This window comes from Oceanicaulis sp. LC35, assembly GCF_052055585.1.
GTDB lineage: Bacteria > Pseudomonadota > Alphaproteobacteria > Caulobacterales > Maricaulaceae > Oceanicaulis.
In genome coordinates this window covers 725,174-745,560 of record NZ_CP170485.1, presented here as the reverse complement: position 1 = coordinate 745,560, position 20,387 = coordinate 725,174, and the positions used below count along the sequence as shown (strand labels likewise).

Here is a 20,387-nt window from a genome sequence, read left to right as displayed (position 1 = left end):
GCCTTGCCGGCCGGAGTCCCCCCTGAGGCTCCGGCCGGTCTTTCTTTTCAACCCGATTTCCCGATAAGGAGTTTGCTATGAAATGGATCTCCCTTCTGTGCGCCATGGCGGCCATCACCCCTGCGGCTGCGGCGCAATCTTGCCCGTCTTCACTGTCGGAAGCGTTCCGCGCGCCAGAGCTTGAGCGCCCGATGATCGTCGCGCACCGCGCCTGCCATGGCGAGGCGCCGGAAAACACGGCTATGGCCGTCCGCGACTGCATCCGGCTCGGCATTGAAGCCATCGAGATTGATGTTCGCCTGACCGCTGACGACCAGCTGATCGTCTTTCACGACTCCACGCTGGGGCGGATGACTGATGGCTATGGCTACACCTTCGAAATGTCGCTTGCGGAGATTCGCAGCCATCACTTGCGGGAAGGCACTGGCGAACCGGGCGCTGCGCTGACCGGCCTGCCTGTCTCCACCCTGGCTGAAGTGCTGACTGCAGCGGGCGATGATCTCCTGATCAATCTCGAGATCAAGACCGACTCCCTTCATGGCTTCACCGACGTGTTCAACGCCGCTGTCGCCGCTGTACGCGAGGCGGATGCGATGGACACGGTGTTCTTCAAGATCCCCGACAACATTGTCGGCCGGGATCGCCGATCCGGGTCGGAGCCGATGATCTCCCGGCTCGACCTGACCGATGTGCAGATGCACATGCCGATCATCTGGTATTCCGACCGTCCGTTCAGCGAGCGTCTGGATGAGTTTGACGCCTACGCACCCGTCGGGTTCGAAGTCGTGATTGATGATCCGCAAAACTGGATTGATGGCCGCGCGGACGAGCGCCTCGCCGGAAAACGGATCATGATGGTCGCCGTACAGCCGCGCTGGAGCGGAGGGTATTCCGACACCGTCTCCCTGGTGGATCCGGATGCGGGCTGGGGCCGTCTGATCGATCTTGGCGCAGACGTCATCATGACAGGTCGCCCCTTGCGTCTGCAAAGCTATCTCGACGCGCGTTTCGGCCCCCGTAACTGCAGGCCCGGACACGACGAATGAGTGAAGCGCTGTTTGATCTGACGCCCTCCCAGAAACGGGTTCTGGAGCAGATCTGGCATTTTGGCCCGATCGCACGACGGGACATTGCAGACCGGGTGCAGATGACGCCTGCGGCGGTGACCGGGCTGGCGCGCGATCTGGCCGCAAGAAACCTGGTCACCGAGACGGTGGAGCGCAGCGGCGCGCGGGGACAACCCGCGCGCCCTCTGTCCATCAACCGCCGCGGCGCCTTTTCGATCGGGGTAAACTTCTCCCACGCCTTCGTCGAGGCCGGAGCCGTGGACCTGAAGGGGCAAATGCTCGCCCATCAGAGCGTCCGGCTGTCCAGTGAAGACCCTGATCCTGCGGAGATTTCTGCGCAGGTCAAAGCGCTGATCCCGGACCTCCTGAAAAAGGCGGGCGCGCCTCCAGAGCGCTGTCTGGGCGTCGGCTTCACCCTGCCGGGCGACTTCCTGCCTGATGGCGTACGGCTCAAGGCGCACCCGTATTTCCCGCGCTTTCGTGATGTGGATATCCGTCAAGCACTGGCGGGCGATATCGAGCTCGACTGTTTTTTCGAGAATGACGCCCTCACCGCCGCCATTGGCGAGCAGCTTCTGGGGTATGGCCGCTCGGTTGAGTCCCTGATGCTGATCCATATCGGCCATGGGGTAGGCGGCGGCCTGATGCACAAGGGAGAGGCGTTCCGGGGCGCTCATGGCAATGCCGCCCTGGTCGGCGTGCTCTATCCCGATGATCAGCCCCGCCCCTCTGGCATGGACCTGTTCCAGACCCTCCGGGACGCCGGGCATGAAGGCCGGATCGATTTTCCGGACCTTCAGGCTCTGTATCAGTCCAGCGACACGGCCCTGCAGGGCTGGATCAAACGGGCCGGCGCCCAGCTGGAAACGGCCATCTATGTCGCCACACGCCTGTTTGACCCTTCCGTCGTGGTGATCGGCGGGCGCTTGCCGGGCGCCATTTCCAAAGCAGTGTGCGAGCAGGTGAACACCGACCGCGCCTTTGGCGGCGGCGAAGGGTTCGCCAAAACGGCTGAACTCCCCGCTCCCGTCCTGACCGCCTCCCAACACGGGTCCCTGGCTGGCGTCATTGGCGCGGCGAGTCTGGCCGTCAAATCGCGATTGCTCACCACAGCAGAGCGCGGCTGACCGACCGAACGCCTACCGTTCCTGCAGGGAAAACCGCACCTCGGTGCGGTAGGTGCGCGTGGTCCAGTTCAGCCTGTCGGGGCGAGGTGGAAACGGTGTGGCGCGCTCCACTTGCTCCAGCACGGCCCTGTCGAGCGCGTCATGGCTCGAGCCGTCCAGTATCCGCACACGCAAGACACGACCGCTGGCATCAAGAGTGAACTCGACCCCAACCACACCTTCTCGCCCCTGCATCCGGGCGCGGGGCGGATAGCGTTTGGCGGCAATGAACCGCGCCAGCACCTCGCCATCGTGAGAGCGGATCGCCTGCTCATACCCGGCCTGATCTGTGTCGCCATCCGTATCAACCTGATCGCTCGGCTCGTCATTCCCGCTCAGCGACTGGGCGCCGGCAAGCGATGTAGGGCTGGCTTCAGAGTGCTCTGTCGCTGGCTCTTCGGGCTCAGGGTCTGGCAATGGCGGACGAACACGCGCCACGGGTTCAGGTCTGACGGTCTGAGGCACAGGATCCGGTTCCGATGGTTCAGGCGCTATCTCTGGCTCGGACGGGGCTTCAGGCTCCGATTGCACGGCGCCGCTGGACGCACCGCTCGACCCCAAAGACACGGACAGACTCGCAGCTTCCACAACGGCAGGCTCTGCAGGTCTGGACACGAGCCAGCCCCACAGGATCCCCGCGTGAATCCCCACCGAAATCAGAACGAGCCGAACCACCCCCATGACGGCGTCAATCCTGCGCCGGGCGCGCCGCGATCTCGGCCCGGTCTGCACCGGCATTGCGCGCCAGATCGAGCGCATCAATCAGGGTTTGCGCACGGGCGTCTGCTTCTGTGGTGATGATCACAGCGCTATCAGGTTGCGCCTGAACCAGCGCCCGCAGCGCTTCAAGCGCATCCGCTTCGTGCAGGCGACGATCATTGATCCGCCAGGCGCCATCCTCATCGGGCGTGACGATCAGGATCGGTTCAGGCTCGCTGACCGCTTGCGCATGCTCGGACGCCGGGGTGTTCACCTCCAGCGCGAAGGGCGCGGCGTTGGCGGTCAGAAGCAGGAACACCACCAGCATGAACACGACATCCACGAGCGGCGTCAGCACCGCGCCTGTTTCCCCCTCCTCCGTCGAAGTTGGAAGCTCCGCCCGGATCATGAGGATGCGCCCTGACGTTCCAGCGCAATCGAGATCTGGCTGAGCATCACGCCGGCCCGCGCCGCTTTCCGGTCCGCCCAGGATTTCACCAGTGCGCTGACCAGCAAACAGGGCGCGGCAATCGCCAGCCCCACGCCCGTGGTGATCATGGCCTGCCACAAACCACCCGCAACCACTGAAGGCTCGATGGGGCCGGAGAACGCTTCGAGCGCCCGGAAGGCTTCCATCATGCCCAGCACCGTACCGAGCAACCCGAGCATGGGGCTCAATCCCGCCAGGGTAACCAGTGCGCTGCGTCGCGCCGTCAGTTCGCGCACATCCTGTGACAGGGCGAGACTGACCGCCTCGTCCCGCAGGGGCTTGGGATCGGCCGCACGCGCTTTGAGCAGGCTTGCCGACCGGGAGAAGAACGCGCGTTCGGCGATCAACCGATCCAGCGCCTCGAACGGGTGACCGCCCAGGACAGAGGTTTCAATCGCCTCGGCGGTCCGGCCCCGCAAACGGGGCGTCAGGAGCATCCGCAACAGCGCATCCAGGATCAGCGCCAGGGCCACGATGGAGCACAGAAGCAGCGGGATCAGGGTCAGGGCGAGCATGCCACCCTGGGAGAGTTCGGACAGCATCATGGCTATAGCGCGCGCAGAAAGGCTTCGAGCGCGCTCCTTTCCTCGGCGGTCAGCTCCAGCTCGTGCAAGCGGTCACTGGTTTCAGGGAAGAGCGGATCGTCAACGAGATCGCCCCGAGGCCGCGGACGGGCGCCGCCTTCATTGTAGATATTGATCACGCCATGCAGATGCGGGATCAGACCGTTATGCATATAGGGCGCGGTCTCGCCCACATGCCGCAGGCTGGGCGTGCGGAAGGCGCCGACATCGGCCGGATCACCCGTGATCGCATAGCGCCCCAGGTCTTCGCGGGACCGGCCATAGAAATGAAGACCCAGATTGTGGAAGTCGTCATCGGTCAGGCGCGGCCCCATATGGCAGTTGGCGCAGCGGCCCGTGGTCCGGAACAGATGCAATCCCAGGATTTGCTGATCACTCAGTCGCTGATGCTCGCCGCGCATGAAGCGGTCAAACCGCGTCGTGCGGTAGAGCGTCATCTCAAAGGCGGCGATGGCTTCGGAGACCTGCTCAAGGGTGATCTGGTCGTCTCCGAATACTCGCGCAAAGGCCTCCTGATAGGACGCATCGGCGTTGAGCCTGGCCTCTACCAGGGCACGGTCAGCCGCCATCTCTATGGGATTGGTGATCGGCATCATCGCCTGATGCGCCAGGCTGGTCGCTGACCCATCCCACATGAAGCCCGGCTGCTGGGCCTTGTCGAGCAGGGTCGGCGCATTGCGTGCGCCCTGCTGACGATCATGCCCGAACGAGCTGCGCTGTCCGTCGGTAAAGCGCATGTCCGGACTGTGGCAGCTGGCGCAGCTGAACTGCCCGGACCGGCTCAAAACCGGATCGTCGAACAGGCGCGCGCCGAGCTGGGCGACAGGGTCATCGCGCCGGAGCTCAGGACGCTCAAGCGCGCCAAGCTCCACGTATTCGATATCCGCATCCAGATGCGCCTTCGGCCAGTGCGCCGGGTCCCCTTCATAGACCTCACGCAAGGCAGCGCCCCGGTCACAGATCTGGGCGCCGCACGCGCGCTCGGGCGCCGGGACAGACGCCTGCCCCACAGAGGTCGAGACCAGCGCGAACAGGCCGGCGGCAAAGACACAAAACAAGACGAACGAGCGCAAAACGGCCTCCTTTGAACGCCCGTTCTACGCAACTGAGAAACGTTTGCAACATGCATTTCCTGCGGCCTCCGGTCGCAATTTCATGTTTTTCAATGGCTTGAGGCAGAACGACGCAGGAGCAATTTCAGGAACGCCGCTTGATTATGAGAATGCTTCTCATTATTGGACGCAAAACTGCGTATTACATTTCCATGGGGGTCCTGATGAAACAGGCATCATTTTTCGCGCTCGCCGCTGCATTGACCGCAGCACCCGCTTACGCCCAGACCGTCGAAGACGACACGGCACAGGAAGAGGGCCAGACCCGCGTCGAGCTGGCGCCCGTCGAGGTGATCGAAACCCCGGCGCCTCAACCGGCGTATACGGGCTTTGACGCGGTCGATTCAGGCCTGTCCATCGTGGGCGAGCAAGCGATCGAGAACCATGAATCAGGCTCAGGCGATCTCATGGACGTGCTGCGGCTGGCGCCCTTCGTCCGTCACGGCGTGAACCATTTCTCGGTCGATCAGGAGGACCTTCAGGACCTGCGTCCATCCGACATCTCCATCTCCGGCGGGCAGATCTACGACAACCTGTTCATGCTGGATGGCGTGTCGGTCAGCAATGTCCATGACGTTACGGAAAACAACCCGTTCAACTACAATGAAGTCTCAGGGGCCGGCGCGCAGAGCGTGTTTCTGGATCCCAGCCTGATCGGCGCGCTGGAGCTGCGCGATTCCAACGTGTCCGCGCGTTACGGCGATTTCAGCGGCGGCGTCGTCAATGCCGTCGTCCGCAATCCCTCCGACACGTTCGGCGCGAGCCTTCGCATCGGATATGAAAGTGATGATCTGGTCGATTACATCTATGTAGACGGCCTCGACGTCGATGATTCCAACCCGCCGCCGACCTTCACCAAATGGCGCGCCCACGGCACGGTCGATCTTCCCATCAACGAGCAGATGAGCGTTCTTCTGGGCTTTGGCCGCACCGTCTCCGAAGTCGATTACCAGCTCAACGAAAGCTATGGCGGAAACTTCAGGGGCCATTCCTCGACGAGCGACCAGTTCCTGATCAAGAGCGTCTATGAGTTCTCTGATGCCCTGCAGCTCACCGGCAGTGTGATTTACAGCCCCTATGAGAGCGAAGCCGCCAACCAGAACGGCATCGATAATCTGATCGTCAGCCAGGGCGGTGGTCTGACGGGCAAGCTGGAGCTGGATGGCGAAACCGGAGAGACTGTCTGGAACATCAAGGCGAGCTACGCCTATTCGGACATGAGCCGCACCGCGCCGACCAATAACTTCTCCTGGAGCTCGGACGCGCCCAGCATTGATTTCTGCTCTTCGACCAATTGCACCGTCGGCGGGTTCGGCGATCTTGACCAGGACCAGAGCGAATACACGCTTGAAGCCAGCCTGACCCGCCCCTTCCTGGGCGGCGAGTTCAGCGCCGGCGCCCAGCTGTCCCGCACCGAGGCCTATAAGGCCCGCCTTCAGGACAATTACGCCTATTCACGCGGCGAGTATGACCCGAATACGGTCTGCCTTGATGCGGATGATCCCGCCTGTATCGATGGTGAAATCGCACTGCCAGTGCGGTTCGATTACAAGGCCTATGAAGCCAATGTGGAGATCAATCAGGCTTCGGCCTGGGTCGAGCATTTCCAGAGCTTCGGGCCCATCGACATTCGCGCCGGCTTGCGCGCCTCCCGCAATGACTATCTGGAGAACACCGAAATCGCGCCCCGACTGAGCGCGGTCTGGTCCATCACCCCGGACTGGCAGCTCACTGTAGGCGGCAACCGGTATTATGCGGGCGACTTCGTCGGTTATGACATCCGCTCCCAGTATCCTGACCTCTATCGCTATGAGCGCGAAGGCGTGATCTCGGGCAGCGACCTTGTTTACAGCAGTGATGACTGGGTTCTGACCCGCGTCAGCCATTTGACCCAGTACCGGCCGAGCACGCTGGACACCCCCTATAGCGACGAGTTTACGGCGGCTCTGACCTTCCCGCTCCTGAACGGGGTCGGACGCCTGAAGGGCGTGCAACGCTGGCATCGCGATCAACTGGTCCGCAGCCCCAGCGAACGGCTTGAAGAGACCCAGGACGGCGACACCTTCCTGCGCACCGTCTATTTCCCGACCAATGAAGGCGCGAAGGACTATGTGGGGATCAGTGCGGAATGGGTCGGCTCCTGGCGCAATCACACCCTGTCGACGAATGTGCACTGGGAAGACCTGACCTCGCGTTCAGACAATGCCGGCGGCTATTTTGACATCCTCGACCCTGAAGGCCTCGCGACTGATTTCATTCTGTACAATGGCGAGATCATCTCGATGGCCGAGCTGGAAACGATCCGGATCCAGGAAGATTTCGCCACCCCGCTCGAAGCCAATATCAGCCTGCAGTCTAGCTGGCTGTCTGACACGCTGAGCACCACGCTCTGGCTCTATTACCGCGGCGAATACGAGATCATTGACGATACAGGCGTGAACGAAGTCGTGGACGGCGTGCGTTATGATCTTTTTGACACCGTCACACGTGACGCCTCGCTGTGGACGAACTTCAACGTGACCTACAGCCTGCCTGAAACGGATTTTGGCCAGGTGGATCTGCAAGTGCGCGTCTCCAACCTGTTCAACGACCTGCCCAATACGGACTATTCCTCCACGAACCCGTATCAGCAGGGACGCAGCATCTGGTTCGGTCTCAACTACCGGATCTAGCAGGCAGTGATTTCAGGCCCCGGAGCACCATGCTGCGGGGCCTGAGAACGCCACGGCTGATCCCTAGCCAAGCGGGCTGGACAAAAGCCCCAGCGTTTCCACCAGCATCCAGACGCCGATCACAATGAACAGACCCGCTGCGATGTAGCGGACGGTATTGAGCGGCACACGCTGGATCAGTGCATTGCCCAGGAAAACCGCGGGCACGTTGGCGAGCATCATGCCAAGCGTCGTACCTGTGGCGACAAGGAATACATCGTGAAAGCGCGCGCCGAGCGCGATCGTGGCCAGCTGGGTCTTGTCGCCCATCTCCACCAGGAAGAACGCCACAAAAGTCGTCAGGAAAGCGCCGAATTTCGGGGCGGGCGCCTCTTCGTCATCCAGAGTGTCAGGGATCAGCGTCCACAAACCCATGGCGATAAAAGAGGCGGCCACCAGATAGCTGAACCAGGCGCCCTCCAGCAAGGAGGCGACCTGTGAGCCCAGCAAGGCCGCAAGCGCGTGATTGGCCAGCGTCGCCGCCAGTATGCCAAGGATGATCGGAACCGGCTGTCTGAAACGCGTCGCGAGAACGATGGCCAGCAATTGCGTCTTGTCGCCGATTTCAGCAAGGGCGACGACCGCGGTCGAGGTCAGGAAAGCTTCCACTTGATCAATATTCCGGCCGGGCTGACAACGAACCAAAGACATCACGCTCCCCGCCCAGCGTGCGGAAGCGCAGTGTCATTGGTCTCGCCGGAACGGTAGGACCGCTCTCAACGCGCCATGGCCTCTCGACCAAGTATGTTGACGCGAAGATCCGCCGCGAGGCGGTGGCTACTCCCCAAGTAACGCCGGGCAAGTACCACGCTGGCGCTCGGGACCGCAACCCCGAACACGCCTCAAAGACAGCGCGCCCCTCCGGTTATTGGCGAGCCAGACCGGCGCCAGTCGAAGCGCCATACATGTGCGAGGCGCAGTCCTGCGCCACCCCGGCGGCAAACGCGTAGCCGTTTCCGGCAAGATCGTCGCACTCGCCAGCGTCAAACCGCGTCGAACCAAATCCCGTCGCTGCACCGCCGCCAGAGCCTGCAGCGCCGAACGGAATGCGGATTTCGAACCGGCCGCTTCTGGCTTCAAAGTCGCCGATGCCGATACCGTCGAACCCGGTTTCAAGGCGGATCAGCGCGCCCCAGGGCGTTTGCGTGGCGAGGCCGAACCGCGCATCCGCGCGCAGATCGTCATTCCCACCCGTCAGAAGGCCGGCTTCGTTGAACAGCTCTGCGGGCTGGTAGTCCCACACCGCATTGACTGCTGTCGTCAGTTCCAGCCAGCCGCCCGAGGTTCCGACATGACGCCAGGCCAGTTCCGGACCGGCGTGCAGCCGGCCAAGGCTGACAGTCTGGTCCGGGATCGTGATGCCGAGGCTGTCCACATACCCGTCCTGGCGTTCCTCAAAGTGAACGAGCCCTGCCTTGGGACGCATGCGCCAGGCCCCCGAAGCGAACTCGCCCGTGAGATTGGCGCGGATCATGTAGCGCCCGGTATCAAACTCATCCTCATAAACGCCCAGCGGATCAACGCGGTTGGAGGAGCGACCATAAAGGGCCGTCGCGTCGAGGGTCAGGGAATCCCGAATGCGCCAGACCGCATAGGGCCCCGCCATCCAGCCTTCGCCCTCCAGACGGGCGCCCGCTATGGCTCCGGCGTCCTCGAAGATCGTCTCGGCCGTCTCCTGCATCCAGTCGTACTGCGCCAGAACGCCGAGAATGAGCGTGTCGGACAGCTGATAATCGACCCCAAGCTGGGCGATGCCGAAATCAGAGCTGGCGCCCTCGCCTGCACGATTATCCGTTACGCCGGAAACTTCCGCTGCAAACCAGACGTCCCAACCGTCAAGCACGGGTCGCTCATAATTGGTCACACCCGCAATGTCCGGTGTGGCCGCTGCCGCTGCGCCGCGCGCACCGGCAAGCGATCCGGCCAGGTTCATCTGATAGCGGCCCGAGCCGTCCACATTTGCACCAAACGCCCCGCGACGTGTGCTGTCGCGTTCGGAGAAGCGACGCGACAGATCGGGTGCAGCCTCCACAATCCGGTCAGCGCGGCGCGCCAGGAACCCGCGGATTGCACGCTGCGTGGCGAGGCGTACAGCGTCTTCATCACGCACATTCTCGATCGTACAGACTAGGCTCTCGTTCGCATCGAGGTCGAGCTGGAGGGTTCCCGCCTCAGCGTCAAAGCTGGAGCCGCCATCCAGATCGCCTGCACACGACATTGACTCCGTCCGCCAGCCGACGGGCAGGCTCTGCACGATCGCGTAGGTCCCGGACAACAGATCCGCCGTGCTGACGCTCGCACTCCCACCGCTCGTCGTCAGGGTCAGCCCGTCAAACGCCGCAATGTCAGAGGCAATGCCAAAGCTTGCATTCCCCGAGGCGCCCGCGGGCGTCGTCACGATCAGGGTGACGTCGCCAAAGCGCGCCTCCACGTTCAGCGAGACCGGGATATCGACCAGCGTGCCATTGTGCGAGGATGAGCCGTCTCCCGATGTGGAGTTCACCGGCCCGCGCGATCCTGAGGCGACGGTAATCGTGGCGACGTATTCGCCAGGTTCGAGGTTCTCCGCCAGCTCATTGAGGGCGACTGTCAGATCCAGCGAACCAAAGGGCGGCACCGTTCCGGACACAGGGGTGATATCGAGCCAGCTCACATCCGCGCTGGCCAGGAAAGCGAGCGGTTCGGCGCCGGGATTGGTCAGCGTCGAGGAATCGACCTCCAAACCGGGGTCGCCGAGACCGGGAGCGAGAACCAGAGTGACCCCGTTCGCCGAGGGCGACGCCTCAATGCTGGCTGTCGCCGCCAGGGTGGCGTTGCCGGCCTCGTCCGCACCTGCGCCCGCGCCGACCTCGATCCCGACCGAGCCGACCGTCGTTGGCGTCACCAGAACGCTGTAATTTGCACCCGAGCCTTCAAAATCACTCGCCGTGCCATTGGTGACCGAGATGTCAGAGAGCTCAAAGCCCATGACCGTCTCCGAGAACGCAAAGTCTACGGAGAACTCGCCCATGGTCTCTGCGCCAGGAAGCATGATCACCAGCTCCGGCGCCGTGCCATCCGCCTGCCGTGTAATCGTATTGGACGCGGTGTTGGAATGCCCCGTGGAGCCGTACGCTGAAGCCTGCGGCAACTCAACGCTGACCGCACCGTCGCCGCTGGGCTGGACCACAAGTGTATAACGCTCGCCCGAACCTGTGAGCTCGACCGCTGACGCATTCACGAGCGTGAAGTCGGCGAGCTCCAGCCCCGTCACAGGCCTTGTGAAGTCGACGACCACTTCGAACGGTCCTGACACGGGATCAGGCGCGCTGGTGCTGAGCGTCACATCCGGCACGGCGATATCGTTCGCGTTGATGGTGACGACCGCCTCGCTATCCGCTGCAATCGCACCCGAAAGGCCGGAAAGCGTGACAGTAAAGGTCTCGGAGGGCTCTTCCTCTGCATCGTCCGTGATCGGGACGGAGAGATCCAGCCGGGTCGTTCCCGCGGGAATGGTCTCCGCCCTGTTCGTAACGGCGCTATAGTCGCCTGGTGCAATCGCGCTGTTATCCGCGGTCGACCAGTTAAAGCTGACGGGCGCCGCCGACGGCGCATCGAGCGTCACACGGATCGTCGCCACCGCGTCGGACTCATTGATCGCGACATCGGCCACCGAAAGCGAAGGCGGCGGAGAACCGTCATCGTTCTGGACCACGCCCCGCCCCGAGGCATCAGCGATCGACACGTTTCGTCCACCCGCTTGCAGATTGGACAGCTGGGCCAGGAAAGCCTCATCGCTTTCAAAGTCCGTATCGCCCGCAACATGGATCGTGAACGTCTGGCTCACCGCACCGGCGGCGAAGGTCAGCGTCTGTGTGTTTGCCGTGTAGTCTCCGTCTGCGGTCGTCGCGCTGTCGTCCGCGGTCGCGGCGTCCACGCTGATCAACGTATCGATCGGGTTGGACAGGCTGACCGTGAAGTCAAACGCGGTCGTCCCCGCATCACCCTCGGCCTGGGTTACATCGGAGATCGACAGACTGGCTGCATCGTCATTGGTGATTGTGCCCGTCGCGCTGGCATCTCCAATCACAGCATTGGCCGCCGAGGACAGGGTCGCCGTGATGGTTTCACTGGCTTCCACGACAGCATCACCGCTGACCGTGACGTCAAAGCTCTGCTGGGTCTGGGCCGGGGTAAAGGTGAGCGTCCCCGAGGCGGCGGTATAGTCCGCACCGGCCGTGGCCGTGCCGTCGGATGTTGCATAATCAACGGTGACGGTCTGCGCCGACGCCGTGGAGAGTGTGACTGTGAAGGTCAGCGTGCTCGTGCCGGACGCGCCTTCGTTGATCGAGACGTCCGCAATGGAGAGGCTCGGCGCCCCCTCATCGTCGGTGAGCGTCAGCGTCACCGCCTGCACGCCGTTCTCGGTCCCGTTCGTCACGGAATTCACCGAGACCTCGATGGTGCGATCGGGTTCATCGACAGTGTTGTCGACCGCCGTCACGGTCGCCGTCGCCGTCAGGTCGCCCGCCGGGACCACGATGGAAGCCGGGCCGGTGGCGTTGGCATTGGAATAGGCCAGCGACACAGTGACGTCCTCGGTCGAGGTCGCGGACAGCGTCGCGGTCAGCGTGCTCGTCCCGGCATTTTCCGAAATCGTCGTCGGGGAAGCAGAGAGCGTCACATTGGGCGCGGAATCGTTATTGAGAATGCTGACCGTGCCTGAGGTGTCGGCGAACGTCACATCACGACCGGACGCGGCCAGATTGGCCATCGTCACCGTGAAGGTCTCATTGGGCTCAAACGCGGCGTCGCCCTTGACGTTGACGAGAACGCTGACGGTCGTCTGGCCCGTATTGATGCTCCAGGAACGGTCGACCATCGCGTCATAGTCGGACGGCGCTGTCGCCGTACCATCTGCGGTGCTCGCTTCAAAACTGATGCTCGTATCCACCGGCGCACTCAGGGTGGCGATCAGGGACACAGGCTGATCGGCTTCGGTCTCAAACACTCCGCTATTGGCGATGGAGAGCGTCGCGGAATCATCGTTCGTGATCGTGCCGGTCGCGGAGGCGTCCGAAATCGCCGCATTGTTCGCCGAAGAGAGGGTGACGGTGAAGGTTTCGGTCAGCTCCACCACATTGTCCCCGCTGACCGTGACGTCAAAGGTCTGCTGGGTCTGGCCCGGGGTAAAGGTGAGCGTCCCCGAGGCGGCGGTGTAATCCGCCCCGGCCGTGGCCGTACCGTCTGAAGTCGCATAGTCGACCGTCACCGTCTGGCCTGACGTCGCCGACAGGCTGACCGTGAAGGTCATTGTGCTCGTCCCGGATGCGCCTTCGCTCAGCGACACATCCGCAATGGAGAGGCTGGGCGCCCCTTCGTCGTCGGTCAGCGTCAGCGTCACCGCCTGCACGCCGTTCTCGGTCCCGTTTGTCACGGAATCCACAGAGACCTCGATCGTGCGATCGGGTTCATCGATGGCGTTATCCACCGCTGTCACAGTCGCCGTCGCCGTCAGGTCTCCCGCCGGGACCACGATGGAGGCCGGGCCGGTGGCGTTGGCATTGGAATAGGCCAGCGTCACAGTGACATCCTCGGTCGAAGTCGCAGACAGCGTGGCGGTCAGCGTGCTCGTCCCGGCGTTTTCCGCGATGGTTGTCGGCGAAGCAGAGAGCGTCACTTCAGGGGCGGCGTCATCATTGCGAATGGTGACTGTCGCCGTCGCGTCGGAGAAGGTCACGGCGCGGCCGGACGCATCGAGATCAGCAAGCGTCAGCGTAAAGGTTTCGTCCGGCTCGAACTCAGTGTCGGCCTTGGTGCTGACCGGAATGAAACGTCCCATCTGGCCATCGGAGATCGAATAGGATGCGGCGGACACTGCGTGATAATCCGCAGGCGCCGTCGCCGTGCCATCCGATGTCGTGGCTGTCAGCGATATGGACACGTCCACAGGCGCACTCATCGACACCAACAGGTTCAGCGAATTGTCAGAGGCATCCCCTTCAAGGCGCTGACCATCGGCGATGGAGATCGTCGCGGCATCGTCGTTCAGGATCGTACCGGTCGCGGTCGCGTCGGCGATGGTCGCGTTGGTCGGCGAGGACAGGGTGACCGTGAAGGTTTCGTCGAGCTCAACTCGGTTCTCGCTGTTAATCGTCACATCAAACGTCTGCTGGGTTTGCCCTGGCGCGAAGTTGAGCGTGCCGGTCGCCGTGTCGAAGTCGACATTGGCGGTCGCTGTGCCGCTCGAGGTCGCATAATCGACCGTGACCGTCTGCGCCGACGCAGTTGAAAGCGTGGCGGTGAAGGTCATCGCCTTTGTTCCAGACGCACCCTCGTTCAGCGACACGTCCGCAATGGACAGGCTCGGCGCGCCTTCGTCATCGGTCAGCGTCAGCGTCACCGCCTGCACGCCGTCCTCAACCCCGTTGGTGACGGAATCCACCGACACCTCGACCGTGCGATCGGGTTCATCAATGGCGTTATCGACCGCGGTCACGGTCCCGGTTGCGGTCAGGTCACCCGCAGGCACCACGATGGAGGCCGGGCCGGTGGCGTTGGCATTGGAATAGGCCAGCGCCACAGTGACGTCCTGGCTCCAGATGGCGGACAGTGTGGCGGTCAGCGTGCTCGTCCCGCCGTTTTCCGCAAGGGTCGTCGGCGAGGCGGAGAGCGTCACATCAGGATACTGGTCGTCATTGAGGATCGTGCCCGTAGCGCTGGCGTCGCCCAGCGTCACATCACGGCTCGCAGGGTCGAGATCAAACAACGTCACCGTGAAGGTCTCGTCCGCTTCGGGAAGCCCATCATCAGCAATCGTCACCGGCAGGCTCACCGTTTGATCACCTGCGGAAATGGTGCGCAGAGACCCACTACCGAGCGCGGTGTAATCATCCCCCGCAATCGCCGTCCCGTCCGTGGTACTGGCCTTATAGCGAATATCGGTGTCCACCGGCGCGCTTAGGGTGAGGGTGAAGGTCAGCCCTGCCCCCTCCTGGTTCTGGACATCTGCGATCGAGAGCGTCGCAGTGTCATCGTTCGTGATTGTGCCCCGCGCACTGGAGTCAGCAATCGTCGCGTTCGTGGGCGATGACAGGGTCAACGTCACCCATTCATCGCGTTCGACCACCCCATCATCGAGCAGAGTGACGGGGATGGATTTGCTCGTTTGGCCGGGGGCGAAGGTCAGCGTGCCTGAAGCCGCCGTGTAGTCCGTTCCCGAAGACGCGGTCCAGTTGCTTGTGGCGTAATCGACCAGGATCGCTTGGGTCGACGCAGCGCTGAGCGTGACGACAAAATCAAGCGCGCCGTTCGCTTCCAGTTCCTCATCGTCAGCGACACTGATCGTGGGTGCAGCGTCATTGTCCGTGAGCGTGATCGTTACTTGCTGGACGCCGTCCTCGGTCGCCCCGTTTCCGCCGGTGACTGAGGCGATGTCGACATGGATTGTCTCGTCACTCTCATCGGCAGCATCGTCCACAAAACTGATCTGGGCGGTTTGGCTGGTCGCGTTGGCCGGGATGGTGATGCTGGCGGGGCCGGTATAATCGATGCCGGATCCGTTCGCGGTGCCCGAATATGAGAGATTGACGATGGTCGCTTCTGATGTCGCGCTCGACTTTGTCGCCGTCAGGACCACGGAGCCATCGCCTTCGGACGCGCTGATGGTGGAGACCGACAGCGTCACGTCGGAATGCTGATCGTCATCGAGGATCGTGCCCGTGGCGCTGGAGTCAGCAATCGTCGCGTTCGTGGGCGATGACAGCATCACCGTCACCCATTCATCGCTTTCGACCACCCCATCGTCGATCAGAGTGACGGAGACGGACTTGCTCGTCTCGCCGGGGTTGAAGGTCACCGTGCCCGTTGCCGCCGTGTAGTCCGTTCCGGCGGAGGCGGTCCAATTGCTTGTCGCGTAGACAACCGTGACCGTTCGGGTCGATGCGGCGTTCAGTGAGACGACAAAGTCGAGGGCGCCGCTCCCTTCCGTATCTTCAGCGTCAGCGATGCTGATCGTTGGTGCGGCGTCATTGTCGGTGAGCGTGATTGTTTGTTGCTGAACGCCGTCCTCGATCGCGCTGTTCCCGCCAGACACTGACGCGATATCGACGATGATCGTCTCGTCATCCTCATCAACCGTATCGTCCACAAAGCTGATCTGGGCCGTTTGCGAGGTCGCGTTGGCGGGGATGGTGATGCTGGCAGGGCCCGTAAAATCGACGCCGGATCCGCTGGCCGTCCCCGAATAGGAAAGATTGACCGTGGTCGCTTGCACAGTCGCGCTGGACTGCGTCGCCGTCAGCACCACCGAGCCGTCGCCTTCGGACGCACTGATGGTCGAGACCGACAGCGTGACGCTTGGAGGAACCACACCGGTCCCCTGAATGGCGAAATTGAACGGGGACTCATCGCTATCATTGTTGGCGATTGTCAGGGTGGCGCTACGCGTCCCGGCGGCGGACGGATCGAACCGGATCACGACCGTAGTTGTGCCGCCTGGCGCCAGGCTCGTCGCGGGTTGCGAGGTGATCACATAGTCAGCGGCTGCAGGGCCAGAAAGGCTGGCCGCATTGCTGCCAAGGGTCAGTGTGCCGGTGCCTGAATTGGTCACGGTGAAGGTCCGGAAGGTCTGGACGCCACTCACATCAACCGAGCCGAAATCCGTATGGTCGAGCGCCCGCGGGGAGCTGTCGCCATCGGCGATGTTCCAGCCGTCGCCGGTAACTTCTATTTCAGGCCGGGGGACGCAATCGGGGTCTGTCGTCATGTCCAGACTCGTGTAGCCGGCCACTCCGTCCGCCGGAGCGGATACGTCCGGTGGGCTGGTGGGCGGCTGGTTCCAGGACCGGATGCTTCCCGACGCCCAATCGCCACTGAGGCCGTAGTACAGATATCTACCCGCCACCAAGCGGGTATTAAACTGGTTACGGGTATGGGTCTGCTGCGCCAGCTGACCCGGGCCTGCATTAGGCACAGTGGATTCTATCGCGGCCGAAGAATCGCGTTCATCCCAGGTGACAAGCCGAAGCTCATCGCCGCCACTGGGGTTGGTGTTGTAGGCCGTCCATTGGGCCCGCACTTCTGTGTAGCTAGAGTTGCTGTATGGGCCGGCGACGCACCTGTCGTCGGACGGCAGAGACAGGCTGACGGACGGGTTGCTCCAACCTTGAGCCTGTGCAGCCGCGGCCGTCACGCCCGCTCCGAACACGGCCAGCGCCAGCGTGCGCGATGCAAGCGTGAACGCGCGCTTGACGCTGGCGCAAACTTCCCCCGCTCCGGAAAACGGCTTTGCGCCGCCCGGTGTCACAGACCCCTGACTTTTCATGTTCTTACTTGCTCTTGCTACCCTTGAGCGGGCCGCACCGCGTCACTCCCCCCTCAGAAGCGTCTGCGAGGCGCTCTCCGCCGCGCGCAATCCTTTACAAAGTTTAAACGACTTGATAGCCAAATAATTCAAATGAAGTACATTCATTTTCGAAATAGTTCTGTGGAGGCAAGTCGTTGGCGAACCTGAAGAACCTGGATCTGAACCTGCTGGTGGTCTTCGAAGCGGTCTATTCGTGCGCCAACATTTCCCAGGCCGCCCGCCGACTGGGAATGAGCCAGCCCACCATCTCGAACGCCCTGCGGCGCCTGCGGGAAAGTCTCGATGATCCGCTTTTCGTGCGCGCCGGTCGCGGCGTGGAGCCGACCACACGGGCCGTCCAGATGATCGGGCCGGTGCGCGACGCCTTGCAGTTGATCCAGAACGGCGTGGCGCCCGAGGAGCACTTTGATCCTGCAAGCACAAGCCGGCATTTCCGCATCGTCGTGCTGGATGCTATGGAGCCCATCGTGATGCCGCACGTGATCCGTCAGATCCAGAAGTTCAAGACGGTCTCGATTGAAAATCTGGGTATTCTGAACACGCCCATGAACGAGGGGCTGAATGACGGATCGCTGGATCTGGTGATTTCGGGCTTCATGCTGGACAGTCGCGAGACACAGTGTGAGGCGCTCGCGCCCGTGCACCTGTCGATGGTCGCGCGCAAGGATCACCCAGACATCGAGGGCGAGTTTACGCTCGATCATTTCCGCAAGCTCGGCCATGTGGCGCTACTCCCGCAGGTGCGGGCGTTGTCCAGGCTGGACGAGGCGCTGCGCCGGTTCGATATCCAGCGACACGTCGCCTATTCGGTCTCCAAGTTCTGGTCCTTCCCGCACATCCTGATGACGACGGATCTGGTTGCGATCATGCCGACCGCCTTCGCCCGGGCGATCTCGCGCAATTATCCGCTGGCGATCTACGACCTGCCCTTCGACTATCCCGAAGAGCGTATCTACATGACCTGGAAATCCAGCCACACCAATGATCCCGCCCATAAATGGCTGCGAGCAGAAATCGCCGTCGCCCTCCGGCAGGCGGCGGCTGCAGCGCAAGCGGCGACGTAGTCGGCACACCGATCGCAAAAGACCCGTACGCTACTGGACATTCCGCCTTTCGCGCCGCGATTATGCTTTCCACCCCGGACCCAGCGTCACGAAACCCGAAAGCGCGAGCCATGCCCTTTATGATTACGCCCCTCGCCAGCGCACTGACGACGGTGCTGGCCATACTCATGACGGGGGCTCCGGCAGTCGCGCAGACCCAGTCGCCGCCCGTTTTTCCCATGAGCGAGGTCGAGCACAGCCATCCCGGGCTTCCGCCCATCCTGCCCCTGCGCGAGAGGGCCGTGGTGATCGACCGCATTCTCGAGGAGCGGTTGGACACCATCATCCCGCAGATCATGCGCGAACAGGGCGTGCCCATGTGGGTGCTGATGTCGCGGGAATATTTCGAGGAGCCGGTAGTGGAAAGCCTGCTCGATGCGCGCAGCATGGCCGCACGCCGTCGCACCATCCTCATCTTCTCCGACCCCGGCGACGGCCAGCCCATCGAGCGGCTGACGGTCAGCCGCTATGGCCTCGCCGGCCTGTTCGAGCCGTCCTGGAATCCGGACGAGGAACCCGATCAATGGCAGGCTGTCGCCGACATCATCGTCGAGCGCGACCCCGCCAATATCGCCATCAACTATTCGGACATGACCGCCTTTGGCGACGGCATGACGCTGAGCCAGTACCGGCTCATGACCAGCGCCCTTCCCGACGCTTACCAAGAGCGGATCATGTCCGGAGAAACGCTGGCCGTGCGCTGGCTTGAAACCCGCACGCCGTCGGAAGTGGAGATCTATCCCGGCGTGGTGCGGATCGCCCACGCCCTGATCGGGCGCGCGTTTTCCAATGAAGTCATCACGCCGGGGGTGACCACCGCCGATGACGTGGTCTGGTGGTATCGCGAGGAATTGTCCCGTCTGGGCCTGACGCCCTGGTTCCACCCCTCCATCGGCATCCAGCGCGAAGGCGCCGACACCATGCTGGGCGGCGATACCGTGATCGAGCCGGGCGATCTTCTGTGGACCGATTTCGGTATCACCTATCTACGTCTGAACACCGACACCCAGCATCTCGCCTATGTGCTCAAGCCCGGCGAGACCGAAGCGCCCGAAGGGCTGCGGCAAGGCCTCGCCGCCAGCAACCGGGTTCAGGACATTCTGATGTCGCACTTTGAAACCGGGTTGAGCGGCAATGAGGTTCTGGCGCGGGCGCGGGCGCAGGCGATTGCGGAAGGGCTCGACCCGTCGATCTATTCCCACCCCATCGGCACGCACGGCCATGGCGCCGGCCCGGCCATCGGCTTCTGGGACAATCAGGACGCCGATCCGCGCGGCGCAGGATTGATCAACGCTGACACCGCATGGTCCATCGAGCTGACCTCTTACAACGCCGTGCCCGAATGGGGCGGCCAGGTGGTGGATTTCCGCACCGAGGAGGACGCCTTCTTCGACGGTGAAACCGTGCGCTTTCTGGACGGCCGCCAGACCGAGCTGACACTCATCGGTTCGGGGCAATGAAGCCCCCTCACGGCGCACGACTTCTGGATCCCTATCTCTCCAGCCAAACGGCTGAAGACTTGCTTGCGACGGTGGATGGCCAGCCCTGGCGCTCTGACCTGAAACGCCGGGTCCAGCACTATGGCTGGAGCTATGATTACCGCGCCCGGACCGTGAGCCCGGATATGCGGCTCGGGCCGCTGCCTGACTGGCTCGCGCCCCTCGCTCACAACATCGCTCAAATATCCGAGTTTGACGCCATCCCCGATCAGGTCATCATCAATGAATATGACCCAGGGCAAGGCATATCGGCCCATATCGATTGCGCGCCCTGCTTTGGTCCCGCCATCGCCTCCCTCAGCCTGACGGGCGGCGCGCAGATGGAGCTACGGAACACGCACACGGATGATCGTATCAGTCTGCGACTGGAACCCCGCTCACTCCTCATCCTGTCCGGCGAAGCCCGCTATGACTGGACCCATGCCATCCCGGCCCGAAAGTCTGATGTGATCAAGGGCGTGCGCCAGCCCAGAACTCGCCGCGTATCCCTGACCTTCCGGACGATGAAACTCATGAATAGAAAAAGTTAGAAATGGTGGGCCCGGAGGGACTCGAACCCCCAACCAAGCGGTTATGAGCCGCCGGCTCTAACCAATTGAGCTACAGGCCC

At 62.7% G+C, this 20,387-nt stretch carries 12 protein-coding genes, 1 tRNA gene and 1 riboswitch; of the genes, 6 read left to right on the top strand and 7 right to left on the bottom strand.

Annotated elements, in window-relative coordinates:
* Positions 1-77 precede the first annotated feature (77 nt).
* Both ACFELO_RS03540 and ACFELO_RS03535 read left to right on the top strand, forming a co-directional pair.
* Positions 78-1,046 carry a glycerophosphodiester phosphodiesterase family protein gene (locus tag ACFELO_RS03540; RefSeq protein WP_440959196.1) on the top strand — a complete coding sequence of 323 codons (969 nt, stop codon included), beginning with the start codon at positions 78-80 and terminating at the stop codon, positions 1,044-1,046.
* On the top strand, positions 1,043-2,194 hold the full coding sequence (locus ACFELO_RS03535; protein WP_440959195.1) for an ROK family transcriptional regulator: 1,152 nt from the start codon (positions 1,043-1,045) through the stop codon (positions 2,192-2,194). Before ACFELO_RS03540 ends, ACFELO_RS03535 begins: the two co-directional genes overlap by 4 nt.
* A 12-nt stretch (positions 2,195-2,206) precedes the next feature.
* Here the strand turns inward: ACFELO_RS03535 and ACFELO_RS03530 are convergent, their stop codons facing one another.
* From ACFELO_RS03530 to ACFELO_RS03515, 4 genes are read right to left on the bottom strand one after another with little or no spacing between them, the layout of a single operon-like run.
* Entirely contained in the window at positions 2,207-2,914 is a 708-nt protein-coding gene (locus tag ACFELO_RS03530) for a TonB family protein (protein WP_440959194.1), read from the bottom strand.
* A 7-nt stretch (positions 2,915-2,921) separates the two neighbouring features.
* Positions 2,922-3,290 carry an ExbD/TolR family protein gene (locus ACFELO_RS03525; RefSeq protein ID WP_440959193.1) on the bottom strand — a complete coding sequence of 123 codons (369 nt, stop codon included), beginning with the start codon at positions 3,288-3,290 and terminating at the stop codon, positions 2,922-2,924.
* A 47-nt stretch (positions 3,291-3,337) separates the two neighbouring features.
* Positions 3,338-3,967, bottom strand: a complete 630-nt coding sequence (locus ACFELO_RS03520) for a MotA/TolQ/ExbB proton channel family protein (protein WP_440959192.1) — start codon at positions 3,965-3,967, stop codon at positions 3,338-3,340.
* A 2-nt stretch (positions 3,968-3,969) separates the two neighbouring features.
* Positions 3,970-5,079, bottom strand: coding sequence for a cytochrome-c peroxidase (locus ACFELO_RS03515; protein ID WP_440959191.1), 1,110 nt, complete (start codon positions 5,077-5,079; stop codon positions 3,970-3,972).
* Between the two features lie 203 nt (positions 5,080-5,282).
* Between ACFELO_RS03515 and ACFELO_RS03510 the strand changes: the two genes are divergently transcribed.
* Positions 5,283-7,790 carry a TonB-dependent receptor plug domain-containing protein gene (locus tag ACFELO_RS03510; protein ID WP_440959190.1) on the top strand — a complete coding sequence of 836 codons (2,508 nt, stop codon included), beginning with the start codon at positions 5,283-5,285 and terminating at the stop codon, positions 7,788-7,790.
* 63 nt (positions 7,791-7,853) lie between these two features.
* On the opposite strand, the gene ACFELO_RS03505 is transcribed toward ACFELO_RS03510, so the two are convergent.
* Together ACFELO_RS03505 and ACFELO_RS03500 are read right to left on the bottom strand one after the other, a co-directional pair.
* Positions 7,854-8,438 carry a TMEM165/GDT1 family protein gene (locus ACFELO_RS03505; RefSeq protein WP_440959887.1) on the bottom strand — a complete coding sequence of 195 codons (585 nt, stop codon included), beginning with the start codon at positions 8,436-8,438 and terminating at the stop codon, positions 7,854-7,856.
* 15 nt (positions 8,439-8,453) lie between these two features.
* A riboswitch (yybP-ykoY riboswitch) is annotated at positions 8,454-8,628 on the bottom strand.
* A 66-nt stretch (positions 8,629-8,694) separates the two neighbouring features.
* Positions 8,695-16,575: a Calx-beta domain-containing protein gene (locus ACFELO_RS03500; RefSeq protein WP_440959189.1), complete on the bottom strand. Its 7,881-nt coding sequence runs from the start codon at positions 16,573-16,575 to the stop codon at positions 8,695-8,697.
* Positions 16,576-17,309: 734 nt separating this feature from the next.
* Between ACFELO_RS03500 and ACFELO_RS03495 the strand changes: the two genes are divergently transcribed.
* The 3 genes from ACFELO_RS03495 to ACFELO_RS03485 all read left to right on the top strand — a co-directional run bounded on the left by ACFELO_RS03495 (position 17,310) and on the right by ACFELO_RS03485 (position 20,307).
* Positions 17,310-18,239: a LysR family transcriptional regulator gene (locus ACFELO_RS03495; protein WP_440959188.1), complete on the top strand. Its 930-nt coding sequence runs from the start codon at positions 17,310-17,312 to the stop codon at positions 18,237-18,239.
* 119 nt (positions 18,240-18,358) lie between these two features.
* Positions 18,359-19,738, top strand: coding sequence for a M24 family metallopeptidase (locus ACFELO_RS03490; protein WP_440959886.1), 1,380 nt, complete (start codon positions 18,359-18,361; stop codon positions 19,736-19,738).
* Entirely contained in the window at positions 19,735-20,307 is a 573-nt protein-coding gene (locus ACFELO_RS03485; RefSeq protein ID WP_440959187.1) for an alpha-ketoglutarate-dependent dioxygenase AlkB, read from the top strand. The genes ACFELO_RS03490 and ACFELO_RS03485 overlap by 4 nt, the downstream gene beginning before the upstream one ends.
* Before the next feature lie 3 nt (positions 20,308-20,310).
* Here ACFELO_RS03485 and ACFELO_RS03480 read toward each other — a convergent pair.
* Positions 20,311-20,387: transfer RNA gene (locus ACFELO_RS03480), tRNA-Ile, on the bottom strand.